The sequence below is a fragment of the Streptomyces sp. NBC_00704 genome (assembly GCF_036226605.1).
Taxonomy (GTDB): Bacteria; Actinomycetota; Actinomycetes; order Streptomycetales; family Streptomycetaceae; genus Streptomyces.
Map to the genome: position 1 here is coordinate 7,947,441 of NZ_CP109000.1, position 15,496 is coordinate 7,962,936.

General features: G+C 66.8%; 4 protein-coding genes and 3 pseudogenes. 3 read left to right on the forward strand and 4 right to left on the reverse strand.

The annotated features are described in order from the left end of the window. Window positions 1-49: 49 nt before the first annotated feature. The 4 genes and pseudogenes from OG802_RS34665 to OG802_RS34680 all read right to left on the reverse strand — a co-directional run. Window positions 50-400: pseudogene (locus tag OG802_RS34665) on the reverse strand (helix-turn-helix domain-containing protein); the annotation flags it as partial. A 180-nt stretch (window positions 401-580) separates the two neighbouring features. After that, a complete protein-coding gene (locus OG802_RS34670) occupies window positions 581-1,108 on the reverse strand; it encodes an RDD family protein (protein WP_329416823.1) in 528 nt (175 codons plus the stop codon). Window positions 1,109-1,699: 591 nt separating this feature from the next. Continuing rightward, window positions 1,700-3,075 (reverse strand): annotated as a pseudogene (locus tag OG802_RS34675) (IS1380 family transposase). Window positions 3,076-3,257: 182 nt separating this feature from the next. After that, a complete protein-coding gene (locus OG802_RS34680; protein ID WP_329405977.1) occupies window positions 3,258-4,190 on the reverse strand; it encodes a transposase family protein in 933 nt (310 codons plus the stop codon). A 215-nt stretch (window positions 4,191-4,405) separates the two neighbouring features. Here OG802_RS34680 and OG802_RS34685 point away from each other — a divergent pair. The 3 genes and pseudogenes from OG802_RS34685 to OG802_RS34695 all read left to right on the forward strand — a co-directional run. After that, window positions 4,406-4,552, forward strand: a pseudogene (locus OG802_RS34685) (alanine racemase); the annotation flags it as partial. Window positions 4,553-4,945: 393 nt separating this feature from the next. Beyond that, window positions 4,946-8,500 (forward strand): LamG-like jellyroll fold domain-containing protein, encoded by a 3,555-nt coding sequence (locus OG802_RS34690; protein ID WP_329416825.1) that lies wholly within the window; start codon window positions 4,946-4,948, stop codon window positions 8,498-8,500. Window positions 8,501-8,645: 145 nt separating this feature from the next. Further along, a complete protein-coding gene (locus tag OG802_RS34695) occupies window positions 8,646-15,491 on the forward strand; it encodes a polymorphic toxin-type HINT domain-containing protein (protein ID WP_329416826.1) in 6,846 nt (2,281 codons plus the stop codon). Window positions 15,492-15,496 lie beyond the last annotated feature (5 nt).

Genomic DNA, 15,496 nt, shown 5'->3' on the forward strand with positions numbered 1-15,496 from the left:
CAATAACCGCGTGCCCACCTTCATGGGGGAAGGCCCCACCATCCTCACAGTGGGAGTAGTCGGCGCGGCTGTCGCCGACCCGGTGGCATTCGGCGAGAGTGCCGTCGAGCAGGACGAAGTCGGGTTCGTGGTCGCGCAGCGTCTTGAGCAGGTCAGGTGCACGTGCGGCGAGCAGGCCGATGACCGCGCTGGTGTAGGCGTGGGCGGTGGACTCGCTGATCCCGAACCCGGCGGCGATCTTCGCCAGAGTGGTGTGTTCACGCAGGTACACCAGTGCCACCATCGCGCGCTGGGACGGGCGGAGCTTGCAGCGCCGGTCGCCCTCACGGGTGACGATCAGCATGGTGACCCACTCCACGAGTGCATGCGGCAGGTCGAGTGCGGCAGGATGGATGACCAACGAGGCCCCCGAGCAACGTGATTGAGACGTCAGACATCTCGATCAACAGCCCGGGGGCCTCACTCGTTGCGCTTCACGGCCCATCACCCGATCGGTGGCCAACTCGAAGAAGCTCACTGGTCATCACATCGGTGCGTCTTCCTTGGCCAGGAGTTACACCGAACGTCTTACAGTTTCAGTTCAGACACGCACTACAACGGTGCGCGCCGCGCGATCGTACTTGCTCTGGTGGTAGGTTCCCCGGTCTTTAGCCATCTGAATCAACAGAATCGCGCCGACCAAAAGATTTAACACAGGGATTGACAAGAAGGCCGCCCGGTCGAATTCCCGAAGAAACGTGTCCTTCCAGGACGGCGCAAGCGTTCCGTCCGACCACAGCCGGACCACGCGGAGCCCAAAGACGCGCTTACCGACAGTGGTACCCCACCAGTGCACCAAGGGCAGATAGTAGAGCACCGCGCCGGCCACCAGGCTAAAGGGCGCGATGATCAGTATCGCCCCGTCGTCGTTCACCGAACCCGCCAGGGTGACGAGGACAAGGTATGCCACCCCGAACGCGAGCAGGGTGTCTACCAGACGTGCCGCGATTCTGCGTCCGTGCGAGGCCAGCACCAGAACCGGGTTCCCGCGTACGTGGGCCACAGCATCCACGTCAGCGACGTACTCGACCAGCGCCCCCTCAGGCCGCGTGCCCCGTAGCGGATCCATGCTGGCCAGATGGTCCCTGTACCAGGCTGCCCCCATCGCCCTAGCAACCATGGTTGGGACTGCTTCCACTCCATATCGGTTCACAACTGCAACGACATTCAAGTGATTACCCCGTGTAGTTGAGTCAATCAAATCCCTCCGAAACGGTCACTCGATGTCGCTATCAGATCTCTTTATCAGATCTCTTTCACGAGAGTACATGACACCCGAACCAGCCCAACGCGAGAACCATATGATTGGGCCTACAGAGTATAGGCCCAGCACCTATCCGTCGTCGGACTCCTGGTCGCACTGCACTTCCTCGCCCCACGCGGCGTCCCCAAGCCTGAGCGTTACTGACTGCCGTCTTTTGAATTTTACTCAATCATCACACAGCCGGGCAAGTACATCCGCAGCGAGCTCTGCTGAAGCGTAGTCGAGACCTACTAACCTCGAAGTTTCGTGACGGGCCGCCGACGGAGTCGGTGGCTCGTTTTCGTGCCGTGAGTTGGGGGTGGGCAGGCCGAGGGCCCGAGTGTCGTCTCGGGGCGGCGCCGGGTTCCACTGCTCCGGGGAGTGAAGGGCTGTCGTAGGGATGCGTGAATCCGCTGGTCAGCCGGGGTTCGGCAGGAGTGCGAGCCGTTCGAGGGCGGCGGTGATGTGGCCGGTCCAGGGCCAGTGCCGGGCCAGGCGGAGGATCCGCTGGCGGCCGGTGGTGACGAGTTGTCCGGCCGCGGTGAACAGGCGGAGCCGCAGGCGGCGGGGGTCCCAGAGCCTGGCCTTGCCGGTGAGTGCGAGCATGGGCATCCAGGCCAGCAGGTCGAGGGCGATCTGGACGATCTCGAGCCAGACCTTGTTCTGGGCTGTGGTGTGCAGGGGCAGGTTGCGCAGGCCGGTGGCCCGGGCGGCCCGGATCCGGTCCTCGGCCCGGGCCCGCAGCCGGTGGCGGAGCTCGAGTTCGGCGATCGGCCGGCCGGCGGTGTTGGTGGCGAAGCACGTGATCCGCATGCCGTCCGCGTCCGTGATCCTCAACTGGGCTCCGGGGTGGGGTCGTTCCTTTCGGACGATCAGTCGCATGCCCCCGGCCAGCCGTCCAGCAGCTTGCCGGTGAGCTCGGCGACCCAGGCCCCGTCACGGACCTCACCATTGGTCTCGACGGCCGCCGTCCAGGCCGGGGCGGGGACCTTCAGCACGTGTTCGTGGATCGCCTCGGTGACCGTCATGCCGACCGAGTAGGACAGCCATCGTCCTCGCCTGGCGAGCCAGGACACGAAGTCGTGGGTGCCGCCGGCGGAGTCCGTGCGGATCAGCGTCTGCCGCCCTCGCCGGTAGCGCTTGGGCAGCTGGGCCAGGGCGAGCTGGGCGGTGGTGATGTGGTCGGCTGCTGTGTTCGAGCCCGCGTTCCCCGGCCTGAGGAGGGCCGCGACCGGCTCGCCGGTTCCGCCCGGGCCGTGGTCGACGAAGGCTGTCAGCGGATGGTGGCCGTAGGTCTTCTTCCAGGTCGCGGCCGCGTCCTCCTTGTCGGAGTGCGCGATCACGAGGACGCCGTCAAGATCGACGACGACCTGACCATTGGTGTCCGGGGCATTCTCACCGGCCAACGACCAGACACGGTCACGGACTTCGGAGCGTGCGGACCGGATCGCCTGCAAAGCTTTCTCGCCGGAGGCGGCGAGGGTGTCGATCAGGCGGGAGACGGTCGGGTCGGAGGCAACCGGACCGAAGACGGCCGGCTCGGCCCGCAGCATGGCGACATCCGCGAGGCAGTCCCCGCCCAGTGCGACCGCCAGGGCGACATCCAGGAGGACCTTACCGGGATCGTGGACGGCCCGCGGCTTGCGCCACGGCGCCAGAGCTGCCGATATGACCTGGTCAAGACCGGACTTGCGGGCCGTTTCGACGAGCAGGACCGTCCCGGCCTGGGAGACGACCTGGCGGCCGTCGTCCTGGACGCGGACACGGGGATAGGACCCGATAGAGTGCTTCACCTGGGAAGTGCCTCCGGCGGTGGCAGGAACAAGGACCTCGACAATCCTCATTCTTGCTGGTCAGAGGCACTTTCTGCTTTCCTGACCGCCTGCCGGACAGCCCGCTTCATGAAAGCGCGAGGCTAACGAGCTCGTGCATGGTTGGCGGTGAGACGTCGAGGACTTCGGTGGGGGCCCGGGGTTCACATCTGCTGGGCCGATGTCAGGTCCGCTATTTGCTGGTGGGACAGCAGGCCGGCGATGGCTCGGACCGTGTCGCTCATGTGCTCGCGGCGCCCGAGGTGGCGGGCCAGTGCCCGCCAGTTCTTCAGGTGTGCAATGCCGTGCTCGACCCGGATACGGCGTGAGGAATGCGCCTTGCGCTGGCGCTCGTACATCTCCTCGTACCAGTCCGGGGCGTTCTTCTTGAACTTGCGGTGCGGTGGTGTCACTACACGTCCGCCGGTCTGCGCGCCGAGCCCCTGGTAGCCGGCATCGGCGAGGATCTTGACCGCAGGCCCACCGGCCAGGAGCCCCACCAGCCCCAACTGGCGCGCATGGGTGATGTCCGCGCAACTCCCGGGCTTGGTCGGGCTGCACCACAGCACGCGTCCTTCGCCGTCCGTGACCACCATGGACTTGACGGCGTTCTGCTTGTTCTTCCCGGAGATGAACTTGTCCCGGTCCTTTCGCCCTTGGGCCGGCCGCCGGACCCGGATCTCGGTGCCGTCGATGATGCCGGTCTTTCCGGTCGCGCCGAGATGGTCGACGACTTCGGCCAGAGTCCGCAGCCGTACGTCGGGGCTGATGGTGCACCCTCGCTCGGCGAGCAGGGGCCGCACCTCGTTGATGGCCCGGGTGATGGTCGAGCGGTCCACGCCAAACCAGCAGGCCAGCACGTCGTGGGTGGTTCCGTGACGGAGATGGACGAGAGTGGCCAGCAGTCGGTCGACGAACACCAGCCGGTGCTTCGCGCCGGCGCCCATGGCCCGCTTCCGCTGCCGGGAGGCAAGCCTGGTCTGGTGGCGTTGATGCCACAACGGGCCGACTTCGGCGACGAGTTCAGCGATCACATCGGCCGTCAGGCCCGTGATCCTCCGGTTGCTGATGACCAGTGCACGAGTCGAGTTCCCCACCACACAACCATGATCAACGATCAAGAGCTCGACGTCTCACCGCCAACCATGCACGAGCTCGTAAGGGAGCGCGGGCCGCCCGGGAAGTGGCTGCCGACCTCGACTGAGCGACCAACAGCATCCCTTCAGCCTGCGCGGGCTGCGTCTTCTGCCCGCCCGGTACGACGGCCGCCGTGGACGTCCTCGCCGGTGTACCGCACCGGCGACGAAGTCCGGTGGCGGGCCGATGGCGCACTGAAATTCGTCGGCTGCCCATCACCACCGTGATGGCCGTCGTCATCGCCGACGCTTACGGGTTCGGCGCGATCGATGTCGTCCGCGCGGCGTTCAACGCCGGGGCGACCTGGCTCGGCGTATGCACCACGGGAACGATCCCTGTGGCCTCACCGCGTGATCGATAAGTGGGAAGGGATTTTCCCGTCCCTTGTTGATCTTTTGGATCTATCTGCGTTTGCCGTTGAACTCTTGAGTGTTTTGTTACTCATTGTTGGTGATTACATTATTCACTCTATCTATTTTCTTTGCCTCTCTGATGTCCCCTATGGGATGGCTTCGTCCTAATGGTCCTTCCGTTGATCGATTGACGGGAGGTGATCGCCCGGGCTTTGATCACCCGGCTGTGAGGGATCTGTAAACGCGAGGTGGGGGTCATGGGGCGGGGCGGAGTGCGTCGTATCGTCGGCGCGGGTGTGAGCAGCAGACGGGTTCCAGGGCGAACGGCCTGGCTTATGGCATTGGTACTTCTCGTGCCCGTGATGGGTGCCGCGCACGCCCAGGCGGTTGCCGCCGCAGTCTCGCAAGCGGCGCCGGTTAAAGCCGATGCCGGGGACCTGTCGCCCGAGGCAGTCGCATCGCGCAAAGCCGCAGACTCCGGTTCGCCCGTGGAGATAGGTGCGGAGACGACTCCCACGCAACTGGTTACGGCTAAGCCGGACGGCACGTTCACCGTTGAGGTCGATCCGGTGCCGGTACGGGTGGAGAAGGCGTCCGGATGGGTTCCGGTCGACACCGATCTGGAGGCGACCTCGTCCGGCGCCATCGTGCCGAAAGCCGCCGCGGCGGACGTCTCGTTCTCCGGAGGCGGCTCACGCGACGCCCTCGCCACGATCACGCGGGGCGGAAAGACGTACAGCGTCGGTTCGCCGTGGGTGCTGCCGGTGCCGAAGCTGTCGGGTTCTACCGCAACGTATCTGGATGTCATGCCCGGGACAGATTTGGTGGTGCAGGCAACGCCGGACGGCTTCAGTGAGAACCTGGTGGTCAAGTCCCGCGACGCGGCTCGAAACGAGAAGCTTTCGAGCATCGCGTTTCCGGTCTCTACCGACGGTGTTTCCGCGTACGACACGCATGCTGGCGGCGCCGCGTTGGTGGACGGTCAGGGGCGCCCTGTGTTCACTACGGGGACCGCGCTGATGTACGACTCGTCGGCGGTCGCCGCGTCCCCGCGGCCTGCTGGGTCGGCCACTGCCTCGAAGGCTTCGTACACCGCGAGGGCCGCTTCGTCCGGCCAGGCTGCGACGTCGGGGAGCGGCGAGTTGGACGGCCCGGCGCCGGGAGCCAGGTCGCAGGTCATGGATGTGACGGTTTCTGACGAGGCGCTGACGCTGAAGCCCGACCGCTCCTTCCTTGATGACCCGGACACTACGTATCCCGTGGTGTTGGACCCGCAGACGACCAGCGCCTCGCTCTCGGGCTGGACGACGGTGTGGTCGAGTTCCCCCTCCACGTCCTTCTGGAAGACTTCACACGCACTGGGTGTGGGCTACGACGCCTGGGTGGACAACAAGAAGGCACGTTCGCTCTACCAGTTCGACACCCACACTCTGGGCGGCAAGAAAATCCTCTCGGCGACCTTCACGGCGTTGGAGGTGTGGTCGGCGAACTGTACGGCCAAGGCGGTGCAGTTGTGGCGCACCGGGTCGATCTCGTCGTCGACGAAGTGGTCGGCGCAGCCATCGTGGTCTGCCCAGGTGGACTCCGTCAGTGCCGCCAAGGGTTACTCGTCCGCGTGCCCCGGCGGAAACGTCTCCTTCGACGCGACCAGCGCCGTCAGTTACACGGCCGCTCATTCCTCGGCAACCACTACGCTCGGTCTGCGGACTGCCGATGAGGGTGATGAGATCGCCTGGAAGCAGTTCGCCTCCCCTTCGGACACCAAGCCCACCCTGTCGGTGACCTTCGTTTCCAAGCCGTCCACGCCGACCGCGGTAAAGCTGTCGAGCCCGAGCGTTGCGTGCGCGACGAGCCTCGGCACCGCCGCCGTGATCCGGGATGCGACCCCGACGCTGGCAGGGGCGCCGAAATCGGCGGATGGTTCGCAGTCGACACTGCGCCCGAATTTCGAGGTCTACCGCTATGACGCGAAGGTCGGCGACCCCCTGGTCGGCTCAGGCAGTCCGTCGGCATTCACGACGTCGGGCACGGTCGGCACGTGGACGACCGCGGCGCTCACCAGCGGCCAGACCTACTGGTTCCGAGCCCGCAGTCAGTACAAATACTCCTTCGGCGGCACGACCGGCTACATGTATTCGGCCTGGAGCGCAGCATGCTGGTTCAGGGTCGACACCTCCGCTCCCGTCCAGCCGGACGTGGACTCCGCGACGTATCCGGAGTGTGCGAGTCCGGACACTCCGGATGTGTGCACGGCCTACGGCGGTGTGGGCGCGCCTGCGTCCTTCACGCTCAAGGCCAATGGCGCAACCGACGTGATCAAGTACACGTACCAGCTCAATGACAACCCGGTGCGGACCAAAACCTTCACAGCCGCGACGGCCGGCTACGCCACCTCCCTCGCCCCCGACGTCCGGGGAGTGAACACCCTCACCGTGCAGACCTGGGACCCTGCGGGCAATGCCTCGAGCAGCTACACCTACACGTTCAAGGTCGCGGCCGGGGCGGGACCGCTCTCCCAGTGGTCCATGGACGAAGGCACCGGTGTCACGGCGGCGGACGCGATCGGCGGCAAGACCGCGACCTTGGCCGGGTCGGCCGCCTGGTCCGACCACGCCCGGCTCGGCAAATCGGTGCAGGCCAACGGCACCACGTCGTACGCGGCCACCACCTCCCCGGTGCTGGACACCACCAAGAGCTTCACCGTGTCCGCCTGGGCCCGCCTGAGCAGCCTCTCCCACAACTCCGTGGCCCTGGCACAGGCCGGCGTCAGCGGGTCAGCGTTCGCCCTGTACTACTCGACCTCATACAACGCCTGGGTTTTCAACCGGTACACCACCGACGTCGTGGCCCCGACCATCGTCCGCTCAGATTCGACCACCCTTCCGGAGGCCGGTGTCTGGACGCACCTGATGGGTGTGTACGACGCACAGGAACAGACCATCCAGCTCTTCGTCAACGGCATCCCCCAAGGCGCTCCCGTCGCCTACACCACCGCCTGGCAGGGCACCGGCGGCCTCCAGATCGCCCGGGGCCAGTACGGCGGCCATTTCTCCAACTACTTCCCCGGACAGGTCGACGAGGTGACCGTCTGGAACCGGATCCTCTCCGAGGAGGAGATCGCCGACCTCCAGGCCACGACCGACGCGAGCACCGGCCGGGCCCGGCCGGCCCTGGCAGCCGAGTGGGGCATGGAGGAGACCTCGGGAACCACCGCCGCCGACTCCTCCGGATACGGCCACACGGCCACCGTCGCGGCCGACGGCACCTGGAGCACCGACACCGACGGCGGAAAGGGCAACGTACTCTCCCTGGCCGGGACGTCGACCGCCAACGCCACCGCGACCGGCCCCATCATCGATTCGCAGGGCGACTTCACCGTGGCGGCCTGGGCCAAGCTCGACGCTTCGGCGCTGTCCGACACATCCGTGGCCCATCACATGAGGATCGCTACCCAGTCGGGAGGCGTCCGCGACTCCTGGGGCCTTTGGTATGACCAGGCCGCAGGTTCCACCCAGGGCATGTGGGTGTTCGGCCGCACCACAGCCGACACCACCAGCGGCGCCGTCGTCACCGTGCCCGCAAACATCGCCTCGGCCCAACTGATCGACCCGGGCGACTGGACCCTGCTCACCGGCGTCTACGACGGCGCCCACCACCAGCTGTTCCTCTACGTCAACGGCGTCCGGCAGGGCGCCCAGGGCGACACCGACACCGACGACGACACCGGTGACGGCATCGTCTTCACCCAGCCCTGGCAGGCCACCGGCACCTTCAACATCGGCCGCGGACGGATCAGCACGGGTGCCTACAGCGACTACGCGCGTGGCCTCGTGGACGACGTACGGGTGTGGACGGGCGTCATGTCCGACACCGCAATCGACCAGATGTACGTCAACGAAGTGCCCATCCCTCTGTAAGACCGTCCGCCGGCACGGCGCACGCGACAGATCACCAGCGGACTTTTTTACACGTCACACGATGGGGAGTGCAGTCATGGGTGGGCTACGGCGGACACGGCTGTGGGTCGTCGCTGTCACAGCGAGCGCCCTGGTGGCCGCGGGGTTGGGCACTGCACCGGCCGTGTGGGCGACCGAGCGGCACGGGCATAACACGGTGGACACGCCCGACGTCAAGAACGGCACGGCCGAGACGTTCAAGGCCAGAGCGTTCGCGAAGAAGGACGCGACGCAGGCAGCCGCCGCCCGTACGGCCGCGGCAGTGACGAAGCCGGCCGTCTGGCCCGTCGCGTCCGCCGCCACCCTGCCCGTGACGGGCGAGGCAGCACTGGCAAGTGCCACTTCAGTCGGCAAACTGCCGGTCAAGGTGAGTGCCCCTGCCAAGGGCGTCGCCCCGGCCAAGGTAGCGATCAAGGTGGCCTCGCGCAGCACTGTGGCCGCCCTCGGCATCAACGGCCCCGTGCTGTCCGTGGCCCGCGCCGACGGTCGCAAGGGCACTGCCCAGACCCGACTCACCCTGGACTACTCCGGCTTCGCGAACGCTTACGGCGGCGACTACGCCTCCCGCCTCACCCTCGTCCGCCTCCCCGCCTGCGCGCTCACCACCCCGGCCCTGAATAGGTGCCGCACTACGACACCGGTCGCCACCACGAACGACCTCCCACACCACACCCTGACCACAACCGCCCCGGTCAGTTCTTCCTCGATCACGGCTTTCGCCGCGACTGCCGCGGCCGCCAGCTCCGGCGCCGGTTCCTACCAGGCGACCTCCCTCAACCCTTCCGCCTCTTGGAACGCCGGCGGCTCCAGCGGTGACTTCACCTGGTCGTACCCGCTGTCCGTGCCGCCTTCCAACGGCGGTCCCGCTCCCAACCTGGCGATCACCTACGACTCGCAGAGCGTCGACGGCCGGCTGCCGTCCACCAACAACCAGCCGTCCTGGGCCGGTGAGGGCTTCGACCTCTCCACCTCCTACATCGAACGCTCCTACGACTCCTGCGACGACGACGGCCAGAACGGCAAGAACGACGAGTGCTGGGCCAATGACAACGCCACCCTCGTCCTCGGCGGCAAGTCCAGCCCCCTGATCAAGGACAAGACCAGCGGCACCTGGCACCCCAAGACCGACGACGGCGAGCGCGTCGTCCGCTCCACCGGTGCCACAAACGGCGACGACGACGGCGAGTACTGGACCGTCACCACCCAGGACGGCACCGAGTACGTCTTCGGCAGGAACCGACTGCCGGGCTGGACCACCGGGGCCGCCGTCACCAACTCCACCTACACCGCGCCGGTCTTCGGCGACGACTCCGGCGAGCCCGGCTACGACCAGGGCACCGCCTTCTCCGGCAGAGCCCTCACCCAGGCCTGGCGCTGGAACCTCGACTACGTAGTCGACCCACACGGCAACGCGATGTCGTACTGGTACACCAAAGAGACCAACTACTACGCCAAGAACGGCACCACCACCGCCAACGGCACGGCCTACGACCGCGGCGGCTACCTTACGCGCATCGACTACGGCATCACCGCCTCTACCGTCTTCGGCACCGCGCCGGAGAAGGTCACCTTCACCACCGCCGAACGCTGCCTGGTCACCAGCACCGAAGCCTGCTCCTCGCTCACCTCCAGCACGGCCTCGCACTGGCCTGACGTGCCCTTCGACGAGATCTGCGCCTCCGGCAAGGTCTGCGACGCGAGCGGGCCGACGTTCTTCTCCCGCAAGCGCCTCACCGGCGTCACGACCAGCATCTGGGACGCTGGCCTGGCGACCCCGGCCTACCGGGACGTCGACTCCTGGGCGCTCGCGCACTCCTTCCCCGACCCTGGAGACGGGACCTCCGCAGGGTTGTGGCTGAAGTCCATCACCCGCACGGGCAAGGACGGCGCGACTACGGCCATGCCACCGGTCACCTTCCAGGGCATCCAGCTCTTCAACCGGGTCGACACCACGCACGACAACATCGCCGCTCTCGTTAAATGGCGTGTCCGCACCATCACTTCGGAGACCGGCTCCGTCCTCACCGTCAACTACTCCGACCCGCAGTGCGTCGCGGGAACGACCATGCCGAGCAGCCCCGACTCGGACACCCTGCGCTGTTTCCCGACCTACTGGCAGCCGCCCTACACCACCGACCCTCAACTGGACTGGTTCCACAAGTACGTCATCACCCAGGTCACCGAGTCCGACCCGACCGGCGGGGCACCGCTGAAGGAGACCGACTACACCTACAACGGCACGCCGGCTTGGCACTACGACAGCGACAACGTCACTTCCCCCGCCAAGCGGAAGACGTGGTCGGTCTGGCGCGGCTACGGCAGCGTCACCTCGACGTCCGGTGACGCACAGTCCACGCGCACGAAGGCCGTCTCGACGTACTTCCGAGGAATGGACGGCGACAAGCAGTCCGACGGGACCACGCGCACCGCAAAGGTCACCGACTCCACGGGCACGGCAGTGACGGACGCCGGTCCGCTCGCCGGCACCGTCCGCGAGTCAATCGCCTACAACGGCAGCATCGAGGTGTCGGGCACGATCACCGACCCCTGGATCCACCAGACCGGCACCGACGGCACCCGCGCCTCCGCCTACACCCGCGCCCAGACCGTCCACACCCGCACCGACCTGTCCTCCGGCGGCACCCGCGACACCACCGTCAGCACGACTTACGACGACACGACGGGCGCGGCGCTTACCGTCGACGACTCGGGCGACGCCGCTGTCACCGGTGACGAGCAGTGCACCCGCACCACCTTCGCCGACAATACGAATGCCTGGCTGCGGGCCTTCCCCGTACGGGTCGAGACGGTCGACGTGGCCTGCCGCGCCACGACCAACCGCCCGGACGACGTCGTCTCCGACGTCCGCACCCTCTACGACAGCCAAGCTTTCGGCGCCGCGCCGACGATCGGCGACGAGACCGCCACCCAGCGGCTGTCCTCCTACAGCGGCGGCAGCCCGGTCTACCAGACGGTCTCCACCAGCCACTACGACAGCCAGGGCCGCGTCGACTCGGTCAAGGACACCAACTCGGCGACCGTCAGCACCACCAAATACACCCCCGCCACCGGCGGTCCGCTCACCAGCACGCTCACCTCCGATGCCAAGACGTACGGGACGACCACGAACTTCGACCCCGCCCGCGGCGTCGCCACGTCCGTCGTCGACCCCAACGGCAAGCGCACCGAATACGCCTACGACGGCCTCGGCCGCGTCACCGGACTGTGGCTGGCCAACCGGTCCAAAGCCTCGAACCAGTCCGCGAGCCTCGTCTACAGCTACTCCGTCTCCAACACCGCCGCCTCGGTGGTCACCACCGGCAAGCTCAACAACGACGGCACGACCTACGACACCACCCACGCCCTGTACGACGCACTCCTGCGCCCCCGCCAGACGCAGACCCCCGCACCGGGCGGCGGCCGCGTCATCGCGGAAACCAAGTACGACAGCCGCGGCCTAGCAGTAGAAGCCGACGCCGACTACACGGACACGTCCAACCCCTCCGGCACCCTCGCCACCATCACCTCCGCCGTCCCCGCCCAGACCCTCACCACCTACGACGGCGCAGGCCGTCCCACAGCAGCCGACTTCTACGCCAACGGCGCCAAGCGGTGGACAACCTCCACGTCGTACGGCGGCGACCGCACGACGGTCATCCCGCCCAACGGCGGCATCGCGACAACGACCCTGACCGACACCCTCGGCCGTACGACCGAGACCCGGCAGTACGACAACGGCAGCCCGTCCGGTACGTACACGTCGATCAAGTACGCCTACGACGCGAAGAGCCGCCTGAAGTCGGTCGTCGACGACGACGGCAACACCTGGTCCTACGGCTACGACCTGATGGGCCGCAAGGCCACCTCCACGGACCCGGACGCCGGCACGACGACCACCGCCTACAACGAACTCGACCAGGTCGCCTCCACCACGACCGCAGTGGGCACCGCCGAAGCGAAGACCCTCAGCTACTCCTACGACGTCCTCGGTCGCCAGACCGACATGTACGACGGCACCACCAAGGACGCCGCCCACGAACTCGCCAAGTGGACGTACGACTCGCTCGCCAAGGGCCAGCCCACGTCGTCGATCCGCTACGTCGGCGGCAGCTCGGGCAAGGCGTACATCAGCCAGGTCGGCGCGTACGACTCCCTGTACCGGCCGACCCTGACGCGGGTCACGATCCCCTCGGTCACCGGCGAGGAGGCCCTGGCGGGCTCGTACACGTCGACGATCGGCTACAACCTCGACGGCACCGTCCAGGTGACCTCCGACCCGGCGGCCGGCGGACTGCCCTCCGAGTCCCTGACTTACGGCTACAACGACCTGAGCATGCCGACGACGCTCAAGGGCGCGACGGGATATGTCCAGGACACCAGCTATACCAAGCTGAGCGACATCGGCCAGGTGACGCTGGGGGTGTCCTCATCCGACACTGCCAAGTGGCTCCAGATCACCAACACTTACGAGGACGGCACCCACCGCCTCAAGCGTGAACTCGTCACGGACGACGCCCAGACGGCCCCCGTTCAGGACACCGCCTACACCTATGACGACTACGGCAACCCCACCGAGGTCGCCATGCACGCCGACGCCACCGACGACGTCCAGTGCTACCGCTACGACGGCCATGACCGCCTCACCGAGGCCTGGACCGCCACCGACGGCTGTTCCGCCGACCCGTCCACGGCCGTCCTCGGCGGACCGGCCCCCTACTGGCAGAGCTTCGCCTACGACGACCTCGGCAACCGCAAAACACAGGTCAACCACGCCACGACGGCAGGCGGTAACGACAGGACCACATCCTTCGCCTACCCGACGCCGGGCACCAGCCAGGCACACACTCTAAGCTCGTCGACAACGGTCACCGCAGACACGACCACCACGAACTCCTACACCTATGACGCGTCCGGCAACACCCACACCCGCACGCTCAACGGCAAGACCCAGACGCTCGACTGGGACGACGAAGGCCATCTCGCCAAGGTCACCAATACGGACGGCACCTCGGCCTCTTACCTGTACGACGCGGGCGGCAACCGGCTGCTGTCCCGGGACGCCTCGGGCACCACGCTCTACCTGGGCGACACGGAGGTCCGCCTCGCCAAGGGCACGACGACGACCACGGGCACTAGGTACTACAGCTGGGCCGGGCAGACGATCGCGGTCCGCAGCAGCACGGGCAGCCTGCAGTGGAAGGTGACGGATGCCCACGACACCGCGGAGACTGCGGTCGACGCCACCACACAGGCGATCACCCGCCGTCGCCTGGACCCGTTCGGCGATACACGCGGCATCCAGCCGACGGCGGCCGCCTGGCTCGGCGACAAGGGCTTTGTAGCCGGCGTCGAGGACACCACCAGCGGCCTGACACACCTGGGAGCCCGGGAGTACGACCCGACGATCGGCCGGTTCGTCTCCGACGACCCGATCTTGGAACTCACGGACGCCCAGCAGATCGACGGCTACACCTACGCCGCTGACAACCCGGTCAGAGGCAGCGACCCCTCCGGCCTCCAGATGCCGGTTGACCAGGGCTGCACCAGCTGCGCGCAGCCTGCTCAGGCGTCTGCGCTGGTCGACACCGGTTCCCTCAACGACAGCGGGACCCATCACAGCGGCGGTGGCGGTGGGGGCTCCCACTACATTGGCAACGGCTCGCACCACAGTTGCGGCTGGTCCCTGTCCTGCCACGTCTCCAATGTCGCTCACAAGGCATACCGCGCCGTCCAACAGCATCCGGTGATCGCAGCCGTGGTAGCCACAGCCGTTGTGGTGGGCGTGGTCGCCTGTGTCGCCGCGACAGCGGGCGGATGCGCGGCCGTTTTGGTGGCGGGCGCCGAAGGTTTCACAGCTGGTGCTGAGGCGGGCAGCCTCGGAGGAGCCCTGGTGGGCGCATCCGTGGGAGTAGCGGCTGAAGGCGGTGCCGTCATTGCCGGGTCGATGGGCCTTGCGGGGGCCGGCGCAGCAGCAGTCGCGAAGGGCACCGAGACTGCCTCGGCCGCCAAGGCGGCGACCCGATCGGGGGCCAAGGCGGCGGACACAGCTGCGGAGGGAACTGCCGCCAGCGGCGCGGCCAAGGGAAGCCAGCGCGCGGAGTCGGCGGCACCTCGAAGCGGCGCGGCCAAGTGCGACCACAGTTTCCTGCCCGCGACCAAGGTCCTCATGGCGGACGGCCACGAGACGCAGATCAAGGACATCAAACAGGGCGACAAGGTCCTTGCCACCGACCCTGAGACCGGCAAGAGTCAGCCCCGCACCGTCGCGAAACTAATCACCACCAAGCACGACAAGGACTTCGCCACCATCACGATCCGCGACCCCGACGGCGGCAAGCTGTCGAAGATCGTGGCTACGGTGACCCACCCATTCTGGGCGGAGTCCGAGGCGGCTTGGGTCGATGCGGGTCACCTCAAGGCCGGAATGACGCTGCACGAGGCCTCGGGTGCGGTAGCTGTGATAACTGCCGTCAAGATCTGGCACCGTCCACACCTGACCCACGATCTGACGGTCACCGTCACGCACACGTACTATGTGCTGGCGGGCGAGACGCCGGTCCTGGTCCACAATTGTGGTGGCGATGGTGAATATTACTATCGAGGAGTCGGCGACGGGCATCCGAAGCATGCTGATGCACTTGAAGGTCGAGCTGTGCCGATCGGTGGTCCGTCCACTCCAGCGAGCCATGTAGGCGGCAACAATACGGACAGTCCGTACACTTCCTGGAGCCACAGCGAGGGGAGAGCTCAGGAAGAGGTTGACGATTGGGGGCCGGGCTCAGTAGTGATGCGAATCCGTCGCTCCGACGTGGATCCGAGTAGAGATATTCAGGTTCATGATACGGACATCGACTCCGGGTTCTTCGAGGAGGAACATCTACTCGAAGGAGTCGTTGAAGCGGCTGAGATCAGGATAGGAAACGGGTCATGGTTCAATCCGCGATCACGATAGGAGCG